The organism is Providencia sp. PROV269 (genome assembly GCF_028477785.1).
GTDB classification, from domain to species: Bacteria; Pseudomonadota; Gammaproteobacteria; order Enterobacterales; family Enterobacteriaceae; genus Providencia; species Providencia rettgeri.
Map to the genome: position 1 here is coordinate 62544 of NZ_JAMPLV010000015.1, position 21528 is coordinate 84071.

20 protein-coding genes and 1 other RNA gene are annotated in these 21528 nt (G+C 41.6%); 13 read left to right on the forward strand and 8 right to left on the reverse strand.

The features are described from left to right. Positions 1 to 21 precede the first annotated feature (21 nt). Positions 22 to 399 carry a VOC family protein gene (locus PR683_RS16015; protein WP_109912927.1) on the reverse strand — a complete coding sequence of 126 codons (378 nt, stop codon included), beginning with the start codon at positions 397 to 399 and terminating at the stop codon, positions 22 to 24. 188 nt (positions 400 to 587) lie between these two features. Here PR683_RS16015 and PR683_RS16020 point away from each other — a divergent pair, with 188 nt between their 5' ends. From PR683_RS16020 to PR683_RS16035, 4 genes are all read left to right on the forward strand, one after another. Beyond that, a complete protein-coding gene (locus tag PR683_RS16020; RefSeq protein WP_004913091.1) occupies positions 588 to 953 on the forward strand; it encodes a YacL family protein in 366 nt (121 codons plus the stop codon). A 140-nt stretch (positions 954 to 1093) separates the two neighbouring features. Beyond that, on the forward strand, positions 1094 to 1966 hold the full coding sequence (gene mscS, locus PR683_RS16025; protein WP_004913087.1) for a small-conductance mechanosensitive channel MscS: 873 nt from the start codon (positions 1094 to 1096) through the stop codon (positions 1964 to 1966). 195 nt (positions 1967 to 2161) lie between these two features. Next, complete coding sequence (gene argO / locus PR683_RS16030) at positions 2162 to 2797, forward strand: arginine exporter ArgO (RefSeq protein WP_109912925.1); 636 nt, start codon at positions 2162 to 2164, stop codon at positions 2795 to 2797. Between the two features lie 152 nt (positions 2798 to 2949). Then, entirely contained in the window at positions 2950 to 3684 is a 735-nt protein-coding gene (locus tag PR683_RS16035) for an oxidative stress defense protein (RefSeq protein WP_004913082.1), read from the forward strand. Here PR683_RS16035 and PR683_RS16040 read toward each other — a convergent pair. Next, positions 3681 to 4595 carry a LysR family transcriptional regulator ArgP gene (locus PR683_RS16040; RefSeq protein WP_164528559.1) on the reverse strand — a complete coding sequence of 305 codons (915 nt, stop codon included), beginning with the start codon at positions 4593 to 4595 and terminating at the stop codon, positions 3681 to 3683. The genes PR683_RS16035 and PR683_RS16040 overlap by 4 nt on opposite strands. Positions 4596 to 4798: 203 nt before the next feature. On the opposite strand from PR683_RS16040, the gene rpiA reads away from it, so the two are divergent. After that, on the forward strand, positions 4799 to 5461 hold the full coding sequence (gene rpiA, locus PR683_RS16045; protein WP_102137421.1) for a ribose-5-phosphate isomerase RpiA: 663 nt from the start codon (positions 4799 to 4801) through the stop codon (positions 5459 to 5461). A 444-nt stretch (positions 5462 to 5905) separates the two neighbouring features. Beyond that, the gene (gene serA, locus PR683_RS16050) at positions 5906 to 7156 is read left to right on the forward strand and encodes a phosphoglycerate dehydrogenase (RefSeq protein WP_004913072.1); all 1251 of its coding nucleotides are present in this window, start codon (positions 5906 to 5908) and stop codon (positions 7154 to 7156) included. 38 nt (positions 7157 to 7194) lie between these two features. Here the strand turns inward: serA and PR683_RS16055 are convergent, their stop codons facing one another. From PR683_RS16055 to zapA, 3 genes are all read right to left on the reverse strand, one after another. Then, positions 7195 to 7788, reverse strand: coding sequence for a 5-formyltetrahydrofolate cyclo-ligase (locus tag PR683_RS16055; RefSeq protein WP_004913070.1), 594 nt, complete (start codon positions 7786 to 7788; stop codon positions 7195 to 7197). A gap of 119 nt (positions 7789 to 7907) precedes the next feature. After that, positions 7908 to 8089: non-coding RNA, 6S RNA (gene ssrS, locus PR683_RS16060), on the reverse strand. A 111-nt stretch (positions 8090 to 8200) separates the two neighbouring features. Continuing rightward, entirely contained in the window at positions 8201 to 8530 is a 330-nt protein-coding gene (gene zapA / locus PR683_RS16065) for a cell division protein ZapA (RefSeq protein ID WP_004913067.1), read from the reverse strand. A 139-nt stretch (positions 8531 to 8669) separates the two neighbouring features. Between zapA and PR683_RS16070 the strand changes: the two genes are divergently transcribed. The 7 genes from PR683_RS16070 (at position 8670) to gcvP (ending at position 18574) form a co-directional block, all read left to right on the forward strand. Next, positions 8670 to 9248, forward strand: a complete 579-nt coding sequence (locus PR683_RS16070) for a YecA/YgfB family protein (protein ID WP_004913063.1) — start codon at positions 8670 to 8672, stop codon at positions 9246 to 9248. 191 nt (positions 9249 to 9439) lie between these two features. Then, on the forward strand, positions 9440 to 10762 hold the full coding sequence (pepP, locus tag PR683_RS16075; protein ID WP_196719848.1) for a Xaa-Pro aminopeptidase: 1323 nt from the start codon (positions 9440 to 9442) through the stop codon (positions 10760 to 10762). Positions 10763 to 10796: 34 nt separating this feature from the next. Next, the gene (gene ubiH / locus PR683_RS16080) at positions 10797 to 11975 is read left to right on the forward strand and encodes a 2-octaprenyl-6-methoxyphenyl hydroxylase (RefSeq protein WP_109912922.1); all 1179 of its coding nucleotides are present in this window, start codon (positions 10797 to 10799) and stop codon (positions 11973 to 11975) included. A 26-nt stretch (positions 11976 to 12001) separates the two neighbouring features. Continuing rightward, positions 12002 to 13231: an FAD-dependent 2-octaprenylphenol hydroxylase gene (ubiI, locus tag PR683_RS16085; protein WP_117162808.1), complete on the forward strand. Its 1230-nt coding sequence runs from the start codon at positions 12002 to 12004 to the stop codon at positions 13229 to 13231. A gap of 518 nt (positions 13232 to 13749) precedes the next feature. Then, entirely contained in the window at positions 13750 to 14844 is a 1095-nt protein-coding gene (gene gcvT / locus PR683_RS16090) for a glycine cleavage system aminomethyltransferase GcvT (RefSeq protein ID WP_164528561.1), read from the forward strand. 45 nt (positions 14845 to 14889) lie between these two features. Further along, positions 14890 to 15282, forward strand: a complete 393-nt coding sequence (gene gcvH, locus PR683_RS16095) for a glycine cleavage system protein GcvH (RefSeq protein ID WP_123382449.1) — start codon at positions 14890 to 14892, stop codon at positions 15280 to 15282. Positions 15283 to 15697: 415 nt separating this feature from the next. Next, positions 15698 to 18574, forward strand: coding sequence for an aminomethyl-transferring glycine dehydrogenase (gene gcvP, locus PR683_RS16100; RefSeq protein ID WP_117162809.1), 2877 nt, complete (start codon positions 15698 to 15700; stop codon positions 18572 to 18574). A 97-nt stretch (positions 18575 to 18671) separates the two neighbouring features. Here the strand turns inward: gcvP and PR683_RS16105 are convergent, their stop codons facing one another. The 3 genes from PR683_RS16105 to ygfZ all read right to left on the reverse strand — a co-directional run bounded on the left by PR683_RS16105 (position 18672) and on the right by ygfZ (position 21428). Then, a complete protein-coding gene (locus PR683_RS16105) occupies positions 18672 to 19568 on the reverse strand; it encodes a YncE family protein (RefSeq protein ID WP_164528562.1) in 897 nt (298 codons plus the stop codon). Between the two features lie 244 nt (positions 19569 to 19812). Further along, positions 19813 to 20433 (reverse strand): HD domain-containing protein, encoded by a 621-nt coding sequence (locus PR683_RS16110; protein WP_109912916.1) that lies wholly within the window; start codon positions 20431 to 20433, stop codon positions 19813 to 19815. An 11-nt stretch (positions 20434 to 20444) separates the two neighbouring features. Next, positions 20445 to 21428 carry a tRNA-modifying protein YgfZ gene (ygfZ, locus tag PR683_RS16115; RefSeq protein WP_110732097.1) on the reverse strand — a complete coding sequence of 328 codons (984 nt, stop codon included), beginning with the start codon at positions 21426 to 21428 and terminating at the stop codon, positions 20445 to 20447. Positions 21429 to 21528 lie beyond the last annotated feature (100 nt).

Genomic DNA, 21528 nt, shown 5'->3' on the forward strand with positions numbered 1-21528 from the left:
TGCTTCAACTTAATAAGTTAGTTAAATATATTCAGAAATTTCGATTAAATTTAAATCGATATCACGTATGTAAATTGATCTGATCGCCCCAGTTGCCCCAGTACGATTTACTGGTCCTTCGATAATTTTTACACCTTGTTGTTCAATCTGTTTTTGTACGTCACACAGCGGTATATCACTAATAAAGCATAAATCGAGTGAGCCTGGCACAGGCAAGTGCGCTTTGGGTTCGAATTCTTTTCCATATTGGTGAATATTGATTTTTTGTTGCCCGAAACTTAGCGCGTGGCGCTGTTCACCAAAGGTAACAACTTCCATTTTTAATACGCGTTGGTAGAAGTCAATGCAGGCATCAAGGTTGGTTGTGGTTAGCACTATATGGTCTAAGCGATTGATCATTATGGCTCCTATGCTTGAACTATGACTATTTTAGTTATTTGCCTATTTAATAGTAAATGAATCATATGATTTATGTGCTGAAACCGATGCTTTACTCCGTTTTATTTTTTCTGGTGGTAATACCTCTCAACAAAGCGGTTTGACTCGCGTTATACTAGGTTCAATAACGCAAGAGTGAGGGACTGCATATGGACTACCAATTTTTCCAAGATATCACCGGAGCTATCTCCGCTAAATTCTCGATGGATCATGAGGCTATTGGATATTGGCTTAATGAAGAGGTTAAAAATAACCTTAGTCTGTTAGATGCTATTGAAGAAAATTATGAAAAAATTAAAGGTAGTGAAAAACAATGGGAGCTTATTGGTCACGAATATACATTATTGCTTGATGATGAAGAAGTGATGATCCGTGCCAACCAACTATCATTTGAAACAGAAGGGTTGGAAGAAGGAATGAGTTATTATGATAATGAAAGTGTTGCATTTTGCGGTATTGATGACTTCTTATTAATGTTAAAAGATTATCGTATTTTTGTTATAGAAAATAGATAAAATAATTTTATTTAGTGATTTGTTTTGTGTTTCAATAAATCACCGCTATTATTTGCAGTGTGCGGCCAGCCATTAAACGCTTTGTTAAAGATTAATTGGCTGGGATTAATATTGATAATTGGATCCTAAAGGGCATATATATGAATACTGATGATGTTACAGGCGCGTTGAATGATGCAACGAATTGGTTTGTGGCAAACCAAGATCTGTTAGTTCAGTATGTTGTGAATATCGTGTCTGCTATCGTTATCTTGATTGTCGGGATGATGATTGCAAAATGGGTCGGACGTGGTTTACATCGCGTGATGACCATGAAGGGCATTGATTCAACAGTCAGTGACTTTTTATCGGCGATTGCACGCTATACCATTGTTGCGTTCACCTTAATTGCTGTATTAGGGAAAATTGGCGTACAAACTGCCTCTGTGATTGCGGTAATGGGTGCGGCCGGTTTAGCGGTTGGCTTAGCGTTACAGAACTCACTGGGTAACTTTGCAGCAGGTGTTTTGCTGGTGGTATTTAGACCACTAAAAGCGGGAGAATATGTCTCGATTGGTGCAGTTGAAGGCACAGTGCAAAATGTACAAATATTTTCAACGACGCTAAGAACGGCAGATGACCGTATTATTGTTATTCCTAATGGAAAGATAATTGCCGATAACATTATTAATACCAGTCGTGAGCCTAATCGCCGCCAAGATATTATTGTTGGTGTTGCTTACGATTCTGATATTGATGTGGTGAAAAAAGTTTTAGGGGATATCGTCGCTGCGGATAGCCGTATTCAGCATGCTAAAGGCGTGACTATCCGTTTACATGATATGGCGCCATCCTCATTAAATTATTTAGTACGTTTTTGGACCACCAATGGTGATGCATGGCCGGTGTATTGGGATTTGCTTGAGGAGTTTAAGCGAGCATTGGATAAACATAATATTGGCATTCCATTCCCACAAATGGATGTTCATGTTCATAAACAAAATACGTCTATCAAACAAGATCCTGCAGAGTAATATTTAGCAGTATCATTAAAAATAAGAGCCTGTCTTTGATGGGCTCTTTTCATTTCTCACACCTCTATTCTTCTTACTGAATTGTTTTTAGTTATAAGTGATGCTTATGACCTATTAGACTTAATCATTTCCACTAATGATTTTTTCTCATTAATATTCATGCATATTAATTGAATAAAAAACCGGAATTAATGCATGTTTTCAATCTATTTACAGGGTGCACTGTTAGGTGCCGCAATGATATTACCTTTAGGTCCACAGAATGCTTTTGTCTTGCAGCAAGGCAGCCGAAAGCAGTTTCATTTAATGAGCGCATTATTATGTGCATTAAGTGATACCGCTTTAATTGTCGCGGGTGTTTTTGGTGGGAGTGCTTTATTAAGCCAGTCTGAAATATTAATGCAGTTGATTACATGGGCTGGTGTAGCATTTCTTATGTGGTATGGCTATGGTGCGTTTCGTACTGCCCTTAGCCCTGATGAGGTAATACTTCAAACGGAAAACCGAGCTATCACGAGATGGAAAGTGATTGTCACATTGTTTGCTGTCACTTGGTTGAACCCTCATGTTTATTTAGACACCTTCGTTGTCTTGGGCAGTGTGGGAGGCCAATTAGAAAGCCAGCTGAGACCTTGGTTTACGGCGGGTGCTTTAACAGCTTCCTTTGTGTGGTTTTTTGCGTTAGCAATACTTGCTGCTTGGTTTTCACCCGTGTTAAATAAACCGCGTTCACAGCGCATTATTAATGTTTTTGTCGGTAGCGTGATGTGGTTTATTGCATTTCAACTCGCTATACAGGGGCTTAAAGGGCTCGGTTTTCTTTCTCAATAACAATATATCTTCAACAGACAAGCAATAACGTTCAATTTCTCATTATTCTGACTGTACTTTTTGTTCCATGTGTTACTGTTAAATTGAGCTCAGGGATAGTTTATTACTAATTATCCCTTTTTTAGCGATAAATAATTGTCTTGGGAGGTTCTGTGAAATTAAAATCTTTAGTTTTAGCTGCGATGGTAGCAGGTGCTACGGTTCCGACCATATCATTGGCTGACCCGTTACCGAATGGTCCACACATTACTACTTCGGGTAACGCAATCGTGAAGGCGGCTCCAGACATGGCGACGCTGAATATTTTGGTGGAAGTTACTGCAAAAGATGCGGCAGCGGCAAAAGCTGGGGTCGATAAGCGAGTTGCAGAGTATTTTGAGTTTCTTAAGAAAAATGGTATTGAAAAACAAGATATTAACGCAGCAAATGTCCGAACTCAGCCTAAATATGATTATAGCAGTGTGAAACAAAAATCAACTATCGAAGGCTACACGGCAACACGTTCTGTTGAAGTGAAAGTGAAGAAATTAGACCAACTTAATGTCTTGTTAGACGGCGCTTTAGCTGCGGGTCTCAATGAAATAAATTCAGTACAGTTCGGTGTGGCTAACCCGCAACAGTATCGTGATGAAGCACGGTCTCAAGCGATTAAAAATGCGACGGAACAAGCCAATATCTTAGCGAAAGGCTTTAATGTTCAGTTAGGCCCAGTGTATAGCATTAACTATAATGCGCCAGCGGCGGTGCCATATCCAATCGCTGCAAGAAATTACGGCGGGGCAATGAAAGCCTCTGTTGCTCAAGACCTCAAGATTGATGAAACCTATGAACAACAGAGTATTGATTTTAATGACCAAGTCGATGTGGTATTTGAATTAAAACGCTAGCTTTTTGCTGTTGGTTCATCTTCTTGTTTTAACATCTGGCGCCCAGTTTTTAATAGGGCGTCAGTCACATTTTTCATTGTGCGGCTTTCAGGTGCGAAGCGGTGCCAGTAAAGCATGCGTCGTTGGCATAACCCTGGAGTTAAATCAACCAATTCACCATTCGCCAATTCACTGGCTATCTGCAAATGTGGGATCATACAGCAGGTCGAACCTTGTTTCGCCAACTGTACAAAGGCCTCCGAGGAGTTCACGATATGGCATGGGACACTACCCGGCGACAAGCCAAAGTTTTGTTGAACAAAGGCTTGGTGCATATCATCTAAATGGTCGAAAGCAACCGCAGGTGCTTTTAATAACGAAGAGCGAGTAACGCCATCGGGAAAATATTTTGCCGCAAAGCCGGGTGATGCGACAAAAATATAGTCCAGTGCGCCAAGTTTATCGACTAAGCAACCAGGTAAGGCTTGAGGTTGAATACTGATAGCGCCTACCACTTCACCGCGTCTTAAACGTTCTTGGGTTCGTGTTTCATCTTCAACCTGAATATTTAACCGAATAGGGCTATTGCCTAATACAGGGTTTAGGGCTGGAAGAAACCAAGTTGCCAAGCTGTCGGCGTTGACGGCAAGTGAAAGTAACAACGGGGTGGAGCCACTATTTTCATCACCTAACCATTGCTCTTCTAATAATTCGACTTGATGAAGCAGTGCTAGTAATTTTTGCCCTTGTTCAGTTGGGTGTGGCGGAACGGTACGCACAAGTAATGGCTGCCCAAACAGATTTTCTAACTGCTTTATGCGTTGTGAAACAGCAGATTGCGTGATGCAGAGCTTTTGAGCTGCGCGCTCAAAGCCGCGTTCACGGATAACGGCATCCAGTGCTTGTAATGCGCGATAGTCAGGGCGCTTCATCAAAAAGATCTCCTTGTTGTTATTCTACCAAGCACTATGCCATATTTTTACACGCAACACTTAAAAATATTATTGTTGTGGCGTAAATCCCAATAACCATGACACAAATACAACGAACAAGGCTGCAACTTATTGGGTGTCCGGTATATACTAGTTATTAATAACCTTAATCACGACTCAATTAAATCTTAAAAGGCATGAGCATGACTCAGGACGAATTAAAAAAAGCGGTAGGTTGGGCAGCACTTGATTACGTAAAACCGGGCACTATCGTTGGTGTTGGAACGGGTTCAACGGCTTCACACTTCATTGATGCATTAGCAACAATGAAAGGTCAAATAGAAGGCGCAGTATCAAGTTCAGAAGCATCAACTCAAAAATTAAAATCATTGGGTATTACGGTATTTGATTGTAATGAAGTAGATTCATTAGATGTTTATGTTGATGGTGCTGATGAGGTTGACCACCACATGAATATGATCAAAGGCGGTGGTGCCGCTTTAACACGTGAAAAAATTGTTTCTGCAATTGCAAAAACCTTTGTCTGTATCGTTGACCAATCTAAGCTAGTTGATGTGTTGGGTAAATTCCCACTGCCTGTTGAAGTGATCCCAATGGCACGTAGCTATGTGGCACGTGAATTGGTTAAACTGGGTGGTACACCAGAGTACCGTCAAAATGTAATTACAGATAACGGCAATGTCATTTTAGATGTCCATAATTTAAATATCGTTGACCCTGTGGCACTCGAAAATACCATTAACGGAATTGCGGGTGTCGTGACTGTTGGGTTGTTCGCGAATCGTGGCGCAGACGTCGTTTTGATGGGAACTGCAAACGAAGGCGTTAAAACCATCAAGTTATAATCTCTATCGTATTCAATTATTCTAATAAGCCAGTGGCATTATACTCACTGGCTTTTTTGTTTTACTAATATTTTGCAATTAGTTTATGAGCTGATAAACGCTAAATTAATTAACCAGTTTTATAAATATCATCAATTTGAAATTTATTTTATTTTTTTTTATATCGAGCTATTTTGGTGATATATCTCACACAAATAGGCATTGTGCAGGAAAAATCCTTATTTTGTGTTACCGCCCCTGATTTTCTACCATTTAACTTCTTTTTCTTCGCGCTTTTTAGTACCCATTAAGCAAACGGTTGTATTGCTACTGCGCTATTTTTTGCTATGTTGGTATACGCTCATAGCTCAAGGTAGATAGATGTCATCTCTCTTGAGCTATGTTAGGCAAACACATATGTTCATCTGTTATAAATCTTAAGTACGTTCACGATAGGGTAGGGAAATGGTTAAGGTATCTTTGCAAAAAGACAAAATTAAATTTTTACTGCTAGAAGGTGTGCACCAAAGTGCGGTTGATAACTTAAAAGCCGCGGGCTACACCAATATTGAATATCACAAAAGTGCGTTATCCGACGAAGAATTAAAAGAAGCGATTAAAGATGCACGTTTTGTAGGTATCCGTTCCCGTACTCATCTTACTGAAGAAATTTTCGCTGCAGCAGAAAAACTCGTTGCAGTAGGTTGCTTTTGTATCGGCACCAATCAAGTTGATTTAGATGCCGCTGCAAAGCGCGGTATTCCTGTTTTTAACGCACCATTTTCGAATACACGTTCTGTTGCAGAAATGGTATTAGGCCAGTTATTACTTTTACTGCGTCGCATTCCTGAAGCCAATATGCAAGCACACCGCGGTATTTGGGAAAAACAAGCTAAAGGCTGTTTTGAAGCGCGTGGTAAGCGCCTTGGTATTGTTGGATATGGTCACATTGGTACTCAGTTAGGGATCTTAGCTGAAGGTATCGGTATGAATGTTTTCTTTTATGATATTGAAAACAAACTACCTTTAGGTAACGCAACACAAGTTCGTTCTTTAACTGAACTGCTGAATATGAGCGATGTTGTGAGCTTACATGTACCTGAAACACCAAGTACGAAAAATATGTTTGCTAAAGAACAATTTGACCGTATGAAACCCGGCTCTATTTTCATTAACGCATCACGCGGAACGGTGGTTGATATTCCTTCACTGGCTGAAGCGTTAGAAAGCAAGCATTTATCCGGTGCAGCGGTGGATGTCTTCCCAAGCGAGCCTGCTGCAAATAATGACCCTAATGACCCATTTATCTCTGAATTGATTAAGTTCGACAATGTGATTTTAACGCCGCACATTGGGGGGTCTACAGAAGAAGCTCAAGAAAATATTGGACTAGAAGTGGCAAGTAAGTTGGCGAAATACTCAGATAATGGTTCAACCTTATCTGCGGTTAATTTCCCTGAAGTTTCTCTGCCAGTGCATACTGAAGATACAAACCGTTTCTTGCATATTCATGAAAACCGTCCAGGTATTCTGAATAGTATTAACCAAGTATTCACGGAAAATAATATTAACGTTGTCGGCCAGTATTTACGTACATCAGGTAATGTAGGTTATGTGGTTATTGACGTATTAATGCAAACGCCAAACCAAACAGATGAAGCGCTTCAGAAATTAAAAGACTTGCCAGGCACCATTCGTGCGCGTTTATTATTCTAAACTACGCTAAAAATTGAGTGAAATAATGGCGCGGGTATTTATGACCAGCGCCATATTTTTTGCGGCGTAATAATTTCGGGTAAGGGAATATCCCAGTGTGCGATAGGGAGCTTTTCGACTTGCTGGCAATTATGGGCAAGGCCAATTGGATAAAAACCGGTTTGTTGCCAATTTGCTAGAGTTCTATCATAGAACCCACCTCCCATACCTAACCGTTGCCCTTGAGTATCAAATGCCACTAATGGGATAAGCATGATATCCAGTTTTTCGAGTGGTAGCACATCTCTGACATCAAGTGGTGGCTCATCAATATGAAATCGGTTTTTAACAAGTTGGCTATCTGGACGATAGTGAAGAAACAGCAAATGGTGACGACTAAAAGGATGTAAAACAGGAAGGTACACTTGCTTACCTTGAGCCCAAAGTGCATGAATAAGCGGCTTTGTGTTAATTTCCCCATCAAAAGAAAGAAACAGAGCAATATTATTGGCTTGTACAATTTTCGGGTGGTGTAATGCGTTATGCATGACTTGCTCAGCGGCACTTTGTTGTTGTTCAAGGCTTAGTTGGCGGCGTGCCTGACGGATAGTTTGACGTACCAGCTGGCGTTGTGTCGAGAGAGAATCTTGCATGTGATAACCTGTTATAAATACGATAAAAACAGTTAATCCAGTAATTATATTACTTAGAGTATATCGTAAGATGAACGGTTATGTAGAAAACAAATGAAAAATAAGCAGAAACTTAATTGAGGGTCTCCAAGATGCCGTTGTAGGCTGTAACCCTTGAACCCTTGGTTCAAGGTGAACGCAGTTTAGCAACCTTTAGGCTTCCTGAGCGAATCAGGCATGCTCACCAGCGCCATAACCACATTCTATTTAGTTGAAATATCGGCTCAGGGGACTCGCCCACTCACGCGCATCTCAGAGAAATTTGGTTTGAGAACTTATCGTTACTCAGTGATTTCATTGTACGAAACTAGATTTAAAATGCAACCTTAATTTTGTATATTTTTTTCTACTAGTGTCTGATTAATAAGCAGATTTACTCTAGGGGCAATACCTGCCTCTCAGTAATTTTCACCTGATCGTGCAACGCTTGTTCGATTGTGTGCTGCAACATTTTTATTTTCTCTTCCATATTATAAGCATAATCACGCGTTTTTGTCTTTTCTTGTGCTAATTCGTGACAGACGTTCAATGCTACGATAAAAATAAGCTGTTCCATATTGGTGACACCGCTTCTATCTTTCAGATTTTGCAAGCGCTGTTCTAATTCTTTAGCCGACTCAAGAAGGGCTTCTTTTTGTTCTGATGGGCAGTTGACTCGCATTGAGCGCCCGAAAATCTGGATGTCGACAGGTTGTGCGGACATGATACCTCCATACTGAATAATACTCGCCGTAAATACATCATATTTGGCGCAATTAATAGATAAGACAAAAGCATACTGGTCTAGCGGCTATCCTTGATGGTAGCATATCACGAATCATAAGCTAACATGACGAATTCAGATGTCTATACAAAAATCTTTACCAAACTATGAATCACTGGACAAACTCCTGCAACAGCACTCAATCGCACTTACTGCTGCGGAAATCCATGGTCTAATAACCGGGTTGATCTGTGGTGGGGGCCGTGACCATAGCTGGCAAACGTTAGTCCATGACCTTGCTAACGATGGTTTAGCTTTCCCTCAAACTGTTGCACAGCCACTGCGAGAACTTTTTGATACCACATTTGAAGCACTTGATGACAGCGAGTTTGCATTTGCCATGCTATTCCCTGACGAAGACGCTTCTGTTTTTGACCATGCTGATGCACTGGCTGGTTGGGTTAATCACTTTTTATTAGGGCTTGGAGTTACACAACCGAAATTGGCTGATAAAAAAGAGATAAGCGAAGTTATCACCGATTTACGCAATATTGGTATGCTTGGTTATGATGAAGACGAAGACCAAGAAGAACTTGAGCAAGCGCTAGAAGAAGTGATTGAGTATGTCAGGGTGGCGGTACAATTATGTTACATTGCATTGATTGAGCCAACTAAAGGCCCGACGGCAGTGGAAAATGATAAGCCCGTTCTTCATTAATTTCTATTAATGTGCGTTTTCAAAGCCACTTAACTTTGTCGATGAATAATTTATTACTGATAAAATTAAGTGCTTGAAAACGGGATGTATCCAGTTTTAAGTCATTTCGCCAGTGTATGTTGTATGTGATTGGTTAAACACAAGCAATATATTCAGCAATCTAATTATTCTGATAATAAGGCAAAAACGGTATGAATAAACAGGAATTTATTTCTCGTCGCAATGCATTATTGGCTCAAATGCAATCAGGCAGTGCAGCAATTATTTTTTCAGCGCCTCCTGCGCAGCGTAATGCGGATTGCGAATACCCGTACCGTCAACACAGTGATTTCCTTTATTTGACGGGGTTTAGTGAGCCTGAAGCTGTATTAGTCCTGATTAAGAGCGATGAAAAACATAGCCATACTGTTCTTTTTAACCGTGTTCGTGATTTAACTGCTGAGATTTGGTTTGGTCGCCGCCTTGGGCAAGATGCTGCTCCTGAGAAGTTAGGTATTGATAAAGCGTTACCTTTCAATGAAATAGAAGAGCAGCTTTATCAATTATTAAATGGCCTCGACGTGGTTTATCATGCTCAGGGTGAGTTTGCCTATGCCGATAAATTGCTATTTGATGCCTTAGATATTTTACGTAAAGGCAGCCGTCGTAACTTACGAGCACCACAAACATTGGTAGATTGGCGGCCGATTGTCCATGAAATGCGCTTATTTAAGTCGGAAGAAGAAATTAACACCCTGCGTATGGCTGGGCGAATTTCTGCTCTAGCACACGTCAGAGCCATGGAAACTTGCCGACCTAATATGTATGAATATCAACTTTGTGGTGAGTTAGAGCACGAATTTACTCGCCATGGTGCACGTTTTCCTTCGTACAACTCTATTGTGGGCAGTGGTGAAAATGCCTGTATTTTGCATTACACCGAAAATGAGAGCCTAATGAAGGATGGCGAATTAGTCTTAATTGATGCGGGTGCAGAGTTTGAAGGTTATGCAGGGGATATCACACGTACTTTCCCAGTTAATGGTAAATTTAGCCAAGCACAACGAGAAATTTACGATATCGTCCTCAAAGCATTAAATACCGCGTTAGAGCTATATCGTCCGGGAACCAGCATCCATGAGGTGACTCGTGAAATTGTTCGTATCAAAACTGAAGGCCTCGTTGCACTTGGAATTTTACAAGGCGATGTGGATCAATTGATCGAAAACAAAGCATATCAGCCATTCTTTATGCATGGTTTAAGTCATTGGTTAGGGTTAGATGTACATGACGTAGGTTTTTACGGTACAGACCGGGATCGTGTGCTTGAAGTTGGAATGGTATTAACTGTCGAGCCTGGTTTGTATATTGCTCCAGATGCCGATGTGCCACCGCAATATCGCGGAATTGGTGTACGTATCGAAGATGATATTGTGATCACCGAAAACGGAAATGAAAACTTAACAGACTTAGTCGTGAAAGACGCTGATGAAATTGAAGCCCTAATGGCAGCAGCAACGCACAATTTAGGGTAGATGTCAGTCATCATAGAAAGGTAATAAACAACGCATGAATGTGATCATCGTGGGGGGCGGTATGGCGGGTGCAACATTAGCACTGGCGATATCATCCCTTAGCCAAGGAAAATTATCGGTTTCATTAATCGAGGCAGCTTTGCCAGATGGTAAACATCCCGGGTTCGACGCACGTGCGATTGCGTTAGCCCACGGTACTTGCCAATCGTTAGCAAAAATAGGTGTCTGGCCTGCTTTAGCAGATTGTGTGACCCCCATTAATCACGTTCATGTGTCTGATAGAGGCCATGCTGGTTTTGTAAACATTGCTGCCGATGATTATCATATCGACGCTCTAGGCAATGTCATTGAATTGCACGAAGCTGGCGCCCGCCTGTTTTCGTTGTTACGTAAAGCCCCTGGAGTTACCCTTTATTGCCCTGCAAAAGTAGAAAATGTTCATCGTGAACAAGATATCGTTACGGTCACCTTGGATAATGGCGATAAGGTAACCGGGGAATTACTGATTGCTGCTGATGGTAGCCATTCCGCGATAGGTAAAGCCTGCCATATGCAATGGCAACAGGATGACTATGGGCAAGTGGCTATTATCGCGAATGTGAAAACCGCCATTGACCCGCAGGGCCAAGCTTTTGAACGTTTTACTGAATTTGGCCCATTAGCACTATTGCCGATGTCACAAGGCCGTAGTTCATTGGTTTGGTGTCATCAACAAGAGCAAGCAGACACCATCAGGGCTTGGGATGATGCGACATTTATGGATAAATTACAGCAAGCGTTTGGCTGGCGGTTAGGTGAAATCGTCATGGCAGGTAAGCGCCATTGCTATCCACTGGTATTGCGTAAAGCACTTAACCCAGTCAGTCATCGAGTTGTGTTAGTTGGAAATGCCGCTCAGACTTTGCATCCTATTGCGGGGCAAGGTTTTAATTTAGGTATCCGTGATGTGATGCAATTGGCTCACATGGTGGTAAATGCAGACGCGAAGGGGCAAGATATTGGACGTTATTCACTCCTAAGCCAATACCAGCAAGCTCGGGCGTTAGATAGAGACAAAACGGTTACGATAACCGACGGTTTGGTTCGTTTATTTGCGAATCGCTGTTTACCGCTTATTGTTGGGCGTAACTTAGGTTTAATGGCAATGGAAATGTTACCGCCAGCTCGTGATGTTTTGGCTCGCCAAACATTGGGTTGGGTTGCACACCAATAACCACGAAATAAAGAGGAATAAAGAATATGCAATCATTTGATGTGGTTATCGCCGGTGGTGGTATGGTTGGGTTAGCACTCGCTTGTGGGCTTGAGGGGAGTGGGCTACGTGTTGCAGTAATTGAGAATCATCCACCTAAGGTACCATTTAGTGCAGCAGAACCGCACGCATTAAGGGTATCAGCTATTAATGCGGCAAGTGAAAAGTTACTGTCCTATTTAGGTGTTTGGTCAACGATTAAAGGAATGCGAGCTTCTGCATATAATGGCATGGAAGTTTGGGATAACGATAGTTTTGGGCGTATTACTTTTACCGCTCAAGAGCGCAACTTAACGCATTTAGGGCATATTGTTGAAAATAATGTCGTACGTGATGCACTATGGCAAAAGGCGTCGCAGCTTCGCGATGTGACATTATTAGCACCCGCAACGATTAAAAAAGTAGTGTGGGGAGAAAATGATGTTTTTATTACGTTAGATGATGAAAACATGTTAACAGCACGGTTAATTGTGGGGGCTGACGGGGCAAACTCGTGGTTGCGTAGTCATGCGGATATCCCATTAACCTTTTGGGATTATGAACATACCGCGTTAGTTGCTACGGTCCGAACTGAAAAACCTCACGAAGGTGTTGCTCGCCAAGCTTTTGATGGTAAAGGTATTTTGGCGTTTTTACCATTAAGTGACCCGCATCTTTGCTCGATTGTCTGGTCTCAGCCAGCCACCGAAGCAGCAAGGCGCCAGTCTTTAGAACCTACTGATTTTAATAAAGAATTGGCAGTTGCATTTGATATTCGTCTTGGTCTTTGCCAAGTGGAAAGTGATCGATTAACTATTCCATTAACTGGACGCTATGCAAGGCAATTTGCGGCGCAACGTTTAGCGTTGTTAGGGGATGCGGCTCATACCATCCATCCATTAGCGGGCCAAGGGGTTAACCTTGGTTTTATGGATGTCGCTATGCTGATTGGTGAAATTAAACGTTTGCACCGTGAAGGCAAAGACTTTGGTCAATATTTATACTTGCGTGACTATGAGCGTAGCCGTAAGCACAGTGCAGCGTTGATGTTAGCTGGTATGCAAGGCTTCCGTGAATTATTCGATGGTAATAACCCTGCGAAGAAGTTGCTGCGTGATATTGGGTTAGTATTAGCGGATAGCTTACCGGGGGTTAAACCTCAATTATTGAACCATGCGATGGGGCTGTTTGATATGCCTAAGTGGCTGGAACAACTCCAAGTTGAAGACTCTCTCTAAATTCCTTTCAGTAAAGGCACAATATTATCAATTGTGCCTTTTCTTTATTTATCTCAATACACATAGTGTCATCACTGATTTCTGTATAAGAAATAATCCTAATGACCTCGTTTTAATATGAGTCGTAGACCTCTTCTTTTATTTCCTGACTGAAAAAAACTAATTATATTCATTTTTCGCATTAGTTTTATTTATATTGCTATGGTGGGTTTTATTTATCAAGGTATCATTCAAATTCTAGTTTTGGTGATATTTTGCACCATTAGACTCTAAATGTAAGGGTTTTGAGTGATCATTCTCAATTATTTAACAAAAATCGCTGGCAAAATCAGAGCGCAATCAGTAATACAGAGGAATGGTAGCCCTATTTTTTTTTATAGAATAGAACCGCAAACAGTGGTAGGTTTTTAAAAAGTTATCGTTTGCGTCGGGTTAAAATTATCACGTGATTTTGTTGCAGATGGGTAATTTTCACCACGCAATCACCCTGTCATATTAATAATGTAAAGAGGGTATTCATGGTAAAGCAAACAACACTATATGATGAACATATAGCCTGCGGTGCAAAAATGGTCGATTTTCATGGTTGGATGATGCCGTTGCATTATGGTTCACAGATCAATGAACATAATTTTGTCAGAACCGAAGCAGGGATGTTTGATGTTTCCCATATGACTATTGTTGATTTACACGGCGAAGGCTGTCGTGATTTTCTGCGTTATCTTCTCGCCAACGATATCAATAAACTTACAGAGCAAGGTAAAGCCTTATATACAGGTATGCTGAATGCTTCTGGTGGTGTTATTGATGACCTGATTGTGTATTACCTCGCTGATGACTTTTATCGTCTCGTCGTCAACTCAGCAACACGTGATAAAGACCTCGCTTGGATTGAGCAGCATGCTAAAGGCTATGCTGTTGAAATTCGTGTTCGCGATGATTTAGCACTATTGGCTGTTCAAGGGCCACAAGCGCCAGAAAAAGTTCATTCATTACTCAGTGCGGAACAAAACAGTGCTATTGAAGGAATGAAACCATTTTATGGTGTTCAAGCAGGGGATTTGTTCATCGCAACCACTGGGTATACTGGTGAAAAAGGTTATGAAATTGCCCTGCCTAAAGAGCAGGTCGTTGAATTTTGGCATAAACTGCTTAAGTCTGGAGTTCACCCTGCGGGCTTAGGGGCACGTGATACCTTACGCCTTGAAGCCGGTATGAACCTATATGGGCAAGATATGGATGAAAGCATTTCTCCCCTTGCCGCGAATATGGGCTGGACGATCGCTTGGAAACCTGAAGATCGCCAATTTATTGGCCGTGAAGCATTGGAAAAATTACGCGAACAAGGTACTGAAAAACTTGTCGGTATTGTGATGCGTGAAAAAGGTATACTGCGTGCGGGGCAAGTTGTCCGCTTTACTGATGAACTTGGGAAACTACAAGAAGGGGTGATAACCAGTGGCTCTTTCTCGCCAACCCTTGGCTTTAGTATTGCGTTAGCGCGTGTCCCGAACGGAATTCAAGGCAAAGCAATTGTTGAAATCAGACAAAGAGAGATGCCAGTTGACGTCGTTAAACCGGGCTTTGTCCGTGAAGGAAAATGCTTAGTGTAATTTGGGCGAATCTAATTAATAAATTTAAAAATTGAGAGGCTAATGATGAGCAATACACCTAAAGAATTAATGTACACCCGTGAACATGAGTGGCTGCGCGATGAAGGTAATGGTGAGTTTACGGTTGGTATCACCGAACATGCGCAAGAAACGTTAGGTGACATGGTGTTTGTTGATTTACCCGAAGTAGGTACTGCAGTAAGTGCAGGTGATGACGTTGCAGTCGTCGAGTCAGTTAAAGCGGCATCCGATATTTACGCTCCTCTGAGTGGCGAAATTGTGGCGGTTAATGGCGAACTGAATGATGCGCCAGAACTTGTGAACGAACAGCCATACCAAGAAGGCTGGATTTTCCGTATTAAAGCATCCGATACCGCAGAGCTGGCGGATTTAATTGATGCGGCGGGTTATACCTCTATGATCGAAGCCGAAGAATAAAATCCTAGTCATATTTCTTCTTGTGGCGGCGTTGGCTTCGCTCATTCGCCCTAGTCACATACTGATGTATGCTCCTAGGGTCTTATTCGTTTGCCGCCTAGCCACAAGATGAACTATTTATAGGATTTATTAATACGCTTGTTTTATGGGTGGATGCACTCAACAACTCGGGTCACATACTTGTGTATGTCCCCCAAGATTGTCTACGTTTGCCGCCTAGCCACAACGCAACCTATTTAGAATAAACACTTTTTAGTGATAGCCATGAGATGAGCTATTTAGAGGATTGATAAAATATAATTAGTAAGAAACAAGAAACAAGCAGCAATATCATTGATTTTAAGCGTTATCTCGCAAGTTCCGTAATAATCGCCCTACAACTTATGCATAGCAGACAAAGGATGGGAACACAGATATGTCGATGTCACTGAGTCAATTAGAAAACCGTTCAGAATTCATTTCGCGCCACATTGGTTCATCAGAACAACAATTAAAAACCATGTTAGACACCGTGGGTGCAACGTCATTAGATACTTTGATGGACAAAATTGTCCCTAAAGCCATTTTGCTTGCAGAGCCACCAAGAGTGGGTGGGGGAGCAACTGAGCAAGAAGCCTTAGCTGAATTAAAAGCGATAGCGTCACTCAATAAGCGCTACAAAAGCTACATTGGTATGGGGTATGCGCCTGCAGTGCTTCCGCCGGTTATTTTGCGTAATTTATTAGAAAACCCGGGTTGGTATACCGCTTATACGCCATACCAACCGGAGGTGTCACAAGGTCGTTTAGAATCATTATTGAATTTTCAACAGGTAACTATCGACCTTACTGGTTTAGACCTTGCCTCTGCGTCGTTATTAGATGAAGCCACTGCTGCGGCTGAAGCTATGGCAATGGCAAAACGGATCAGCAAACTGAAAGATGCAGAACGCTTTTTTGTAGCAGATGATGTTCATCCGCAAACGCTAGATGTCGTTCGCACGCGTGCGGGTACTTTTGGTTTTGAAGTGATTGTGGATAGCGCAGAGAAAGCATTGGAACACGAAGGTGTTTTTGGTGTGTTACTTCAGCAGGTTGGCTCGACAGGTAATGTCCATGACTACAGCGCGCTCTTTGCTCAGCTAAAAGAGCGTAAAATTGTCAGCTGTGTTGCTGCAGATATGATGGCACTAGTATTACTGACCGCACCGGGTAAGCAAGGGGCGGATATTGTCTTCGGTTCTGCGCAACGTTTTGGTGTTCCCATGGGTTATGGTGGACCTCATGCGGCATTTTTTGCGTGTCGTGACGAATTTAAACGGGCAATGCCGGGACGTATTATCGGTGTGTCTCGTGATGCGGCAGGTAATACTGCACTACGTATGGCGATGCAAACCCGTGAGCAGCATATTCGCCGTGAAAAAGCGAACTCGAATATTTGTACATCCCAAGTGCTGTTAGCCAATATTGCAGCCATGTATGCGGTTTATCATGGACCAAAAGGGCTGAAAATAATTGCAGAGCGCATTCATCGCTTTAGCTCTATTTTTGCCAAGGCATTAGCAGATGCAGGTTTCGTATCACGCCATAAAACTTGGTTTGATACACTTTGCATTGAAGTCGCAGACAAAACAGCAGTGCTAGCGCGTGCTGAAAAAGCCAAAGTGAATTTACGCACTGACATTCGTGGTGCAGTCGGTGTGACTTTTAGTGAAATCACGACCCGTCAAGATTTAAATGAATTGTTTGCAGTGATCACCGGTGTCGAAACTAAGCTGGATTTTGAAAAACTAGATCAGTCAGTTTCCGCGACAGAACAAGCAATTCCAAACACGATGAGACGTGATGATGAAATTTTAGTTCATCCCAACTTTCATCGTTACCACAGTGAAACCGAAATGATGCGCTACATGCATAGCTTAGAGCGCAAAGATTTAGCATTAAACCAAGCTATGATCCCACTCGGTTCTTGTACCATGAAGCTTAATGCGGCTGCGGAAATGATCCCAATTACCTGGCCTGAATTTGGCGAGCTACATCCGTTTTGTCCACCTGAGCAGGCGCAAGGTTATCATCAAATGATAGAACAGCTTTCTCATTGGTTAGTACAATTGACCGGTTATGATGCGGTTTGTATGCAACCTAACTCAGGGGCTCAAGGTGAATATGCAGGTTTATTAGCTATTCGTCGTTACCATGAAAGTCGCAATGAAGGGGAGAGAAATATTTGTTTGATCCCAGCTTCTGCTCACGGTACTAATCCAGCTTCTGCGCATATGGCAGGTATGGAAGTGGTGGTAGTGCGTTGTGATGATGAAGGTAATATCGACTTAACTGATTTACGTGAAAAAGCCCAGCAACATAGCGAAGCTCTTTCTTGTGTGATGGTAACTTACCCATCAACCCACGGGGTATATGAAGAAAGTATTCGTGAAGTGTGTGAAATTATTCACCAATATGGCGGCCAAGTATACCTTGATGGCGCAAATATGAATGCTCAGGTTGGGTTAACAACTCCAGGCTTTATTGGTGCGGATGTTTCTCACCTAAATTTACATAAAACATTCTGTATTCCTCATGGCGGTGGTGGCCCAGGTATGGGGCCTATTGGTGTGAAAAAGCACTTAGCACCGTTCGTACCGGGGCACTCTGTGGTTGAGCAAGAAATGTTAACTGACCAAGGTGCGGTATCAGCCGCCCCATTTGGTAGTGCATCAATTTTGCCAATTAGCTGGATGTATATTCGTATGATGGGCTCTTATGGCTTACGCAAAGCCAGCCAAGTTGCCATTTTAAATGCTAACTATATTGCTAAGCGTCTTTCTGGTCGTTATGACATTTTATATACAGGGCAAGAAGGCTATGTGGCTCATGAGTGTATTGTCGATTTACGTCCGATTAAAAAAGACACGGGTATCAGTGAACTGGATATTGCTAAGCGTTTGATTGATTATGGTTTCCATGCACCAACCATGTCTTTCCCTGTGGCGGGAACATTAATGATTGAGCCGACAGAGTCTGAAAGTATTACGGAAATTGATCGGTTCATTGATGCTATGTTAGCTATCCGTGATGAAATTGACCAAGTAGTGAAAGGCCAATGGACGTTAGAAGATAACCCATTAGTGAATTCGCCTCATGTGCAAACAGAGTTAGCAGGGGAGTGGCCTCATAGTTATAGCCGTGAGCTTGCCGTATTCCCTACTGAACAAACGAAAGCGAATAAATATTGGCCTGCGGTAAAACGCCTTGATGATGTGTATGGGGACCGTCACCTACACTGTTCGTGCGTACCGATTGAAGATTATATGTAGGAATAAATCACACCTTTCATTAAATAGTGTGAATTAAATATGTTTTAGGCTTGATTTCGATAGTTTACTGAAATCAAGCCTTTATTTATGGATATTTCTAACCTAAATATTGTGAAATCCCCGTATAATTTTTACCTTGGTATAGCTTTTCCACTTCACCTGTTTCCATAACGACTTGGTAAACCCCTCCATTAAGGTCGGCGACATACATCAGTTTTGCTGGTTTATCATATGTCAGCCCAATTGCTTCTTTAAAACCACGGCTTATTACCTTGTAATGGCTTAATCCATCAGCAGTAATATTGGCACAATTTAAGCTATTACCATCGGGCTCAGCGCCTCTATCTGTCCAATATAAAATATGGGTCTCTTCATCAAGCAATAAATCAATAGGTTCGGGTAGGTCTTGAAGGAGCAATTGAATATCGTTTCGTTGATTGGCTGATTGTTGGGTTTTAGGCGTTAATGGCACCCTAAAGATACGACCTAAATTACCTTTAGGGGTTCCTTTTTGAGTCCAGTAGAGCCAATTATTTGCGACATCAACAGTAATGCCAACACATTGGTCTAAGATATCTACTTTATTGTGTTTATCTCGGGGTCTTGCTACATGGACGAATAAATTAGAACCATCGATATTACACGATGAAACCATACCTCCTTCACGGTCACACCAATATAATCGTTGATTCACTAAATCAAGATGTAATTGTTTTGGCGTTCTTATTTTTCCATTGCCTAATAGCATTTTTCTGCCAGTGCCATCAAAATTCATCACATTGATGGAGCCATCGTCAGCTTCATAATCATCCCCCATATTGCTCCAATAAATTAATCGATTAGCAGGGTCAATAGCAATGCCGTCAGGGGTTCCACCGAGTTCTTCGATAATTGGGATTGTTTGACGAGTTGATTTATTGAATTGAACTATAGCGGGTGAATGGACATCTAGTAGTAAAAGGTAAGGATTTGAATATTCATTGAATTTTTGCATTTTAAACCTCACAGGCAAATGTTCAATGATAAAGATAGGAGTGATATTAATAATTAGCAAGTTATTAATATTGGTATTTCTATATAAGTCGAGATTAATAATTATTAAAAAATATAAAGTGGTTTATTATTTAAATTAAAATAATGAATTAGTAAAAGGTATATCTTACTATGGGCAATACATATTAGATTAGATGAGTGTAAAACGTTAAATGAAGCGGCTTTTCAGCCGCTTTGGGCGACAATTACAGCAACCAGCCTTTTTGTTGAGCTAGCTCCAATTGTAATTTAAGTTGTTGATAAAATTCAGGTAGGATCTGTTGAATATAATCACATTTACTGAGAACTTGTTCCAGACGAATGTGGTTTTCGACCCAGCTTTGCCCTTGATTGTGCAGGTTCATCAGCATTGGCATTGCTCGGTCAATGGCATTCGCATACACAGATTCCGGGGTTTCTAATGCATCATATTCATTCCATAAAGCTAGCAATGTTTCATTTTGCGGGCTAGGCAGTAAGTTAAAAATACGCTTAGCCGCTTTAACTTCTTCTTCATGAATAGCATCACGAGCGGCATTATCAAATACCAATACATCACCTGCGTCAATTTCAACAATGTCATGCACAAGGGCAAGTTTTATCGCATGTTCGATATTAACGCCTTGTACATAGGGTGCAAAACTCATGGCTGCAACCGCAAATTGCCAACTGTGTTCTGCTGTATTTTCTTGGCGTTCACGGTTCAATAACTTATTTTTACGATAAACACTTTTGAGTTTATCTAATTCCATCAAAAATTGGACGACTTCGGTAAAAGCCCCAAAATTAACCACCTCTACGGGCTTGCTACCTAATGCAGATGACATAAAAACTCCAATTAATTCTCTTCTAATGAATAAGGTAATGGTGCGATAGTTAGATGACTTTGCTCATCACCCATAACGCGGAAAACGCTATCGGCTTCCATATCGTTATTCATAATGACTTGTACATAGATTTCGCCACTACCTAAGCGAATTGCCGCTAGCACGGTTCCTGTACGGCGCCATTTATCACCAAGCTGCCATTCCACACCTTCACCAATAGCAGGAATGGTAGTGCCTGTGCCTTTTAAGGTATACATCGCACGTTTATTTGCACCGCGGAATTTTGCACGGGCAACCATTTCTTGACCGGTATAACAGCCTTTTTTAAAGCTAATACCATGAGGTAGGGCTTGTAAATTGGTTGCTTGAGGTAAATGTTGAGCACTGTTTTGTTGATCGATAACTGCAAACCCAGCTTCGATATCAAGGGCTAGCCATTGTTCATCATTGACCTGAATAGCACTCAAGGTTTGAGCCATTTTTTGTGCCGTTTCTTCGCTTGTGATCACCAGAAAACGCTCTGTGGGTAATGCAAAATGCAATATGGTAGAAGCGCCGTCAGTAACCACTTGGTTTTGGTCGTCTGGTAATGTAGTAAAGAGTGTTGCCAGCGCTTCTCTAGCGCCTTTACCTGCGACCCCGATTAATTTTAGGTCCGGTTTCTTTTCAAAAGTGACTTTCGAGAAAACAGCATATTTTTTCAGTTCAGCGAGCTGTGAATCGACAACGCTAGTTCTTAATAGATAGGAATAGCCATCTAAGTGATGGAATAAGCGGAGGTCACTCCACATCTTACCTTTGGGATCACAGTGTGCTGTTAATGCGTGTGATTGTGTGAGTGTGGCAATATCCGCGGTCACTTGACCTTGCAGGTATTTTTCTGCGTCGGCGCCGTGAAGGTGAATAAGTTCCCAGTTTTCCAGTGAAATCAAAACGAGTGGTAAAGACTGAGATCCGAGAGGAAATTGCTGTGTACTATCAATGTGGTTAGTCATGATTTCACCTATTGTTCTTTGATAGATAAGGGTGCCTAATGGTAAAATAGCTAGATAACATTGCAAGTAGTTATTATGATGAACCTGTATTATCTAATAG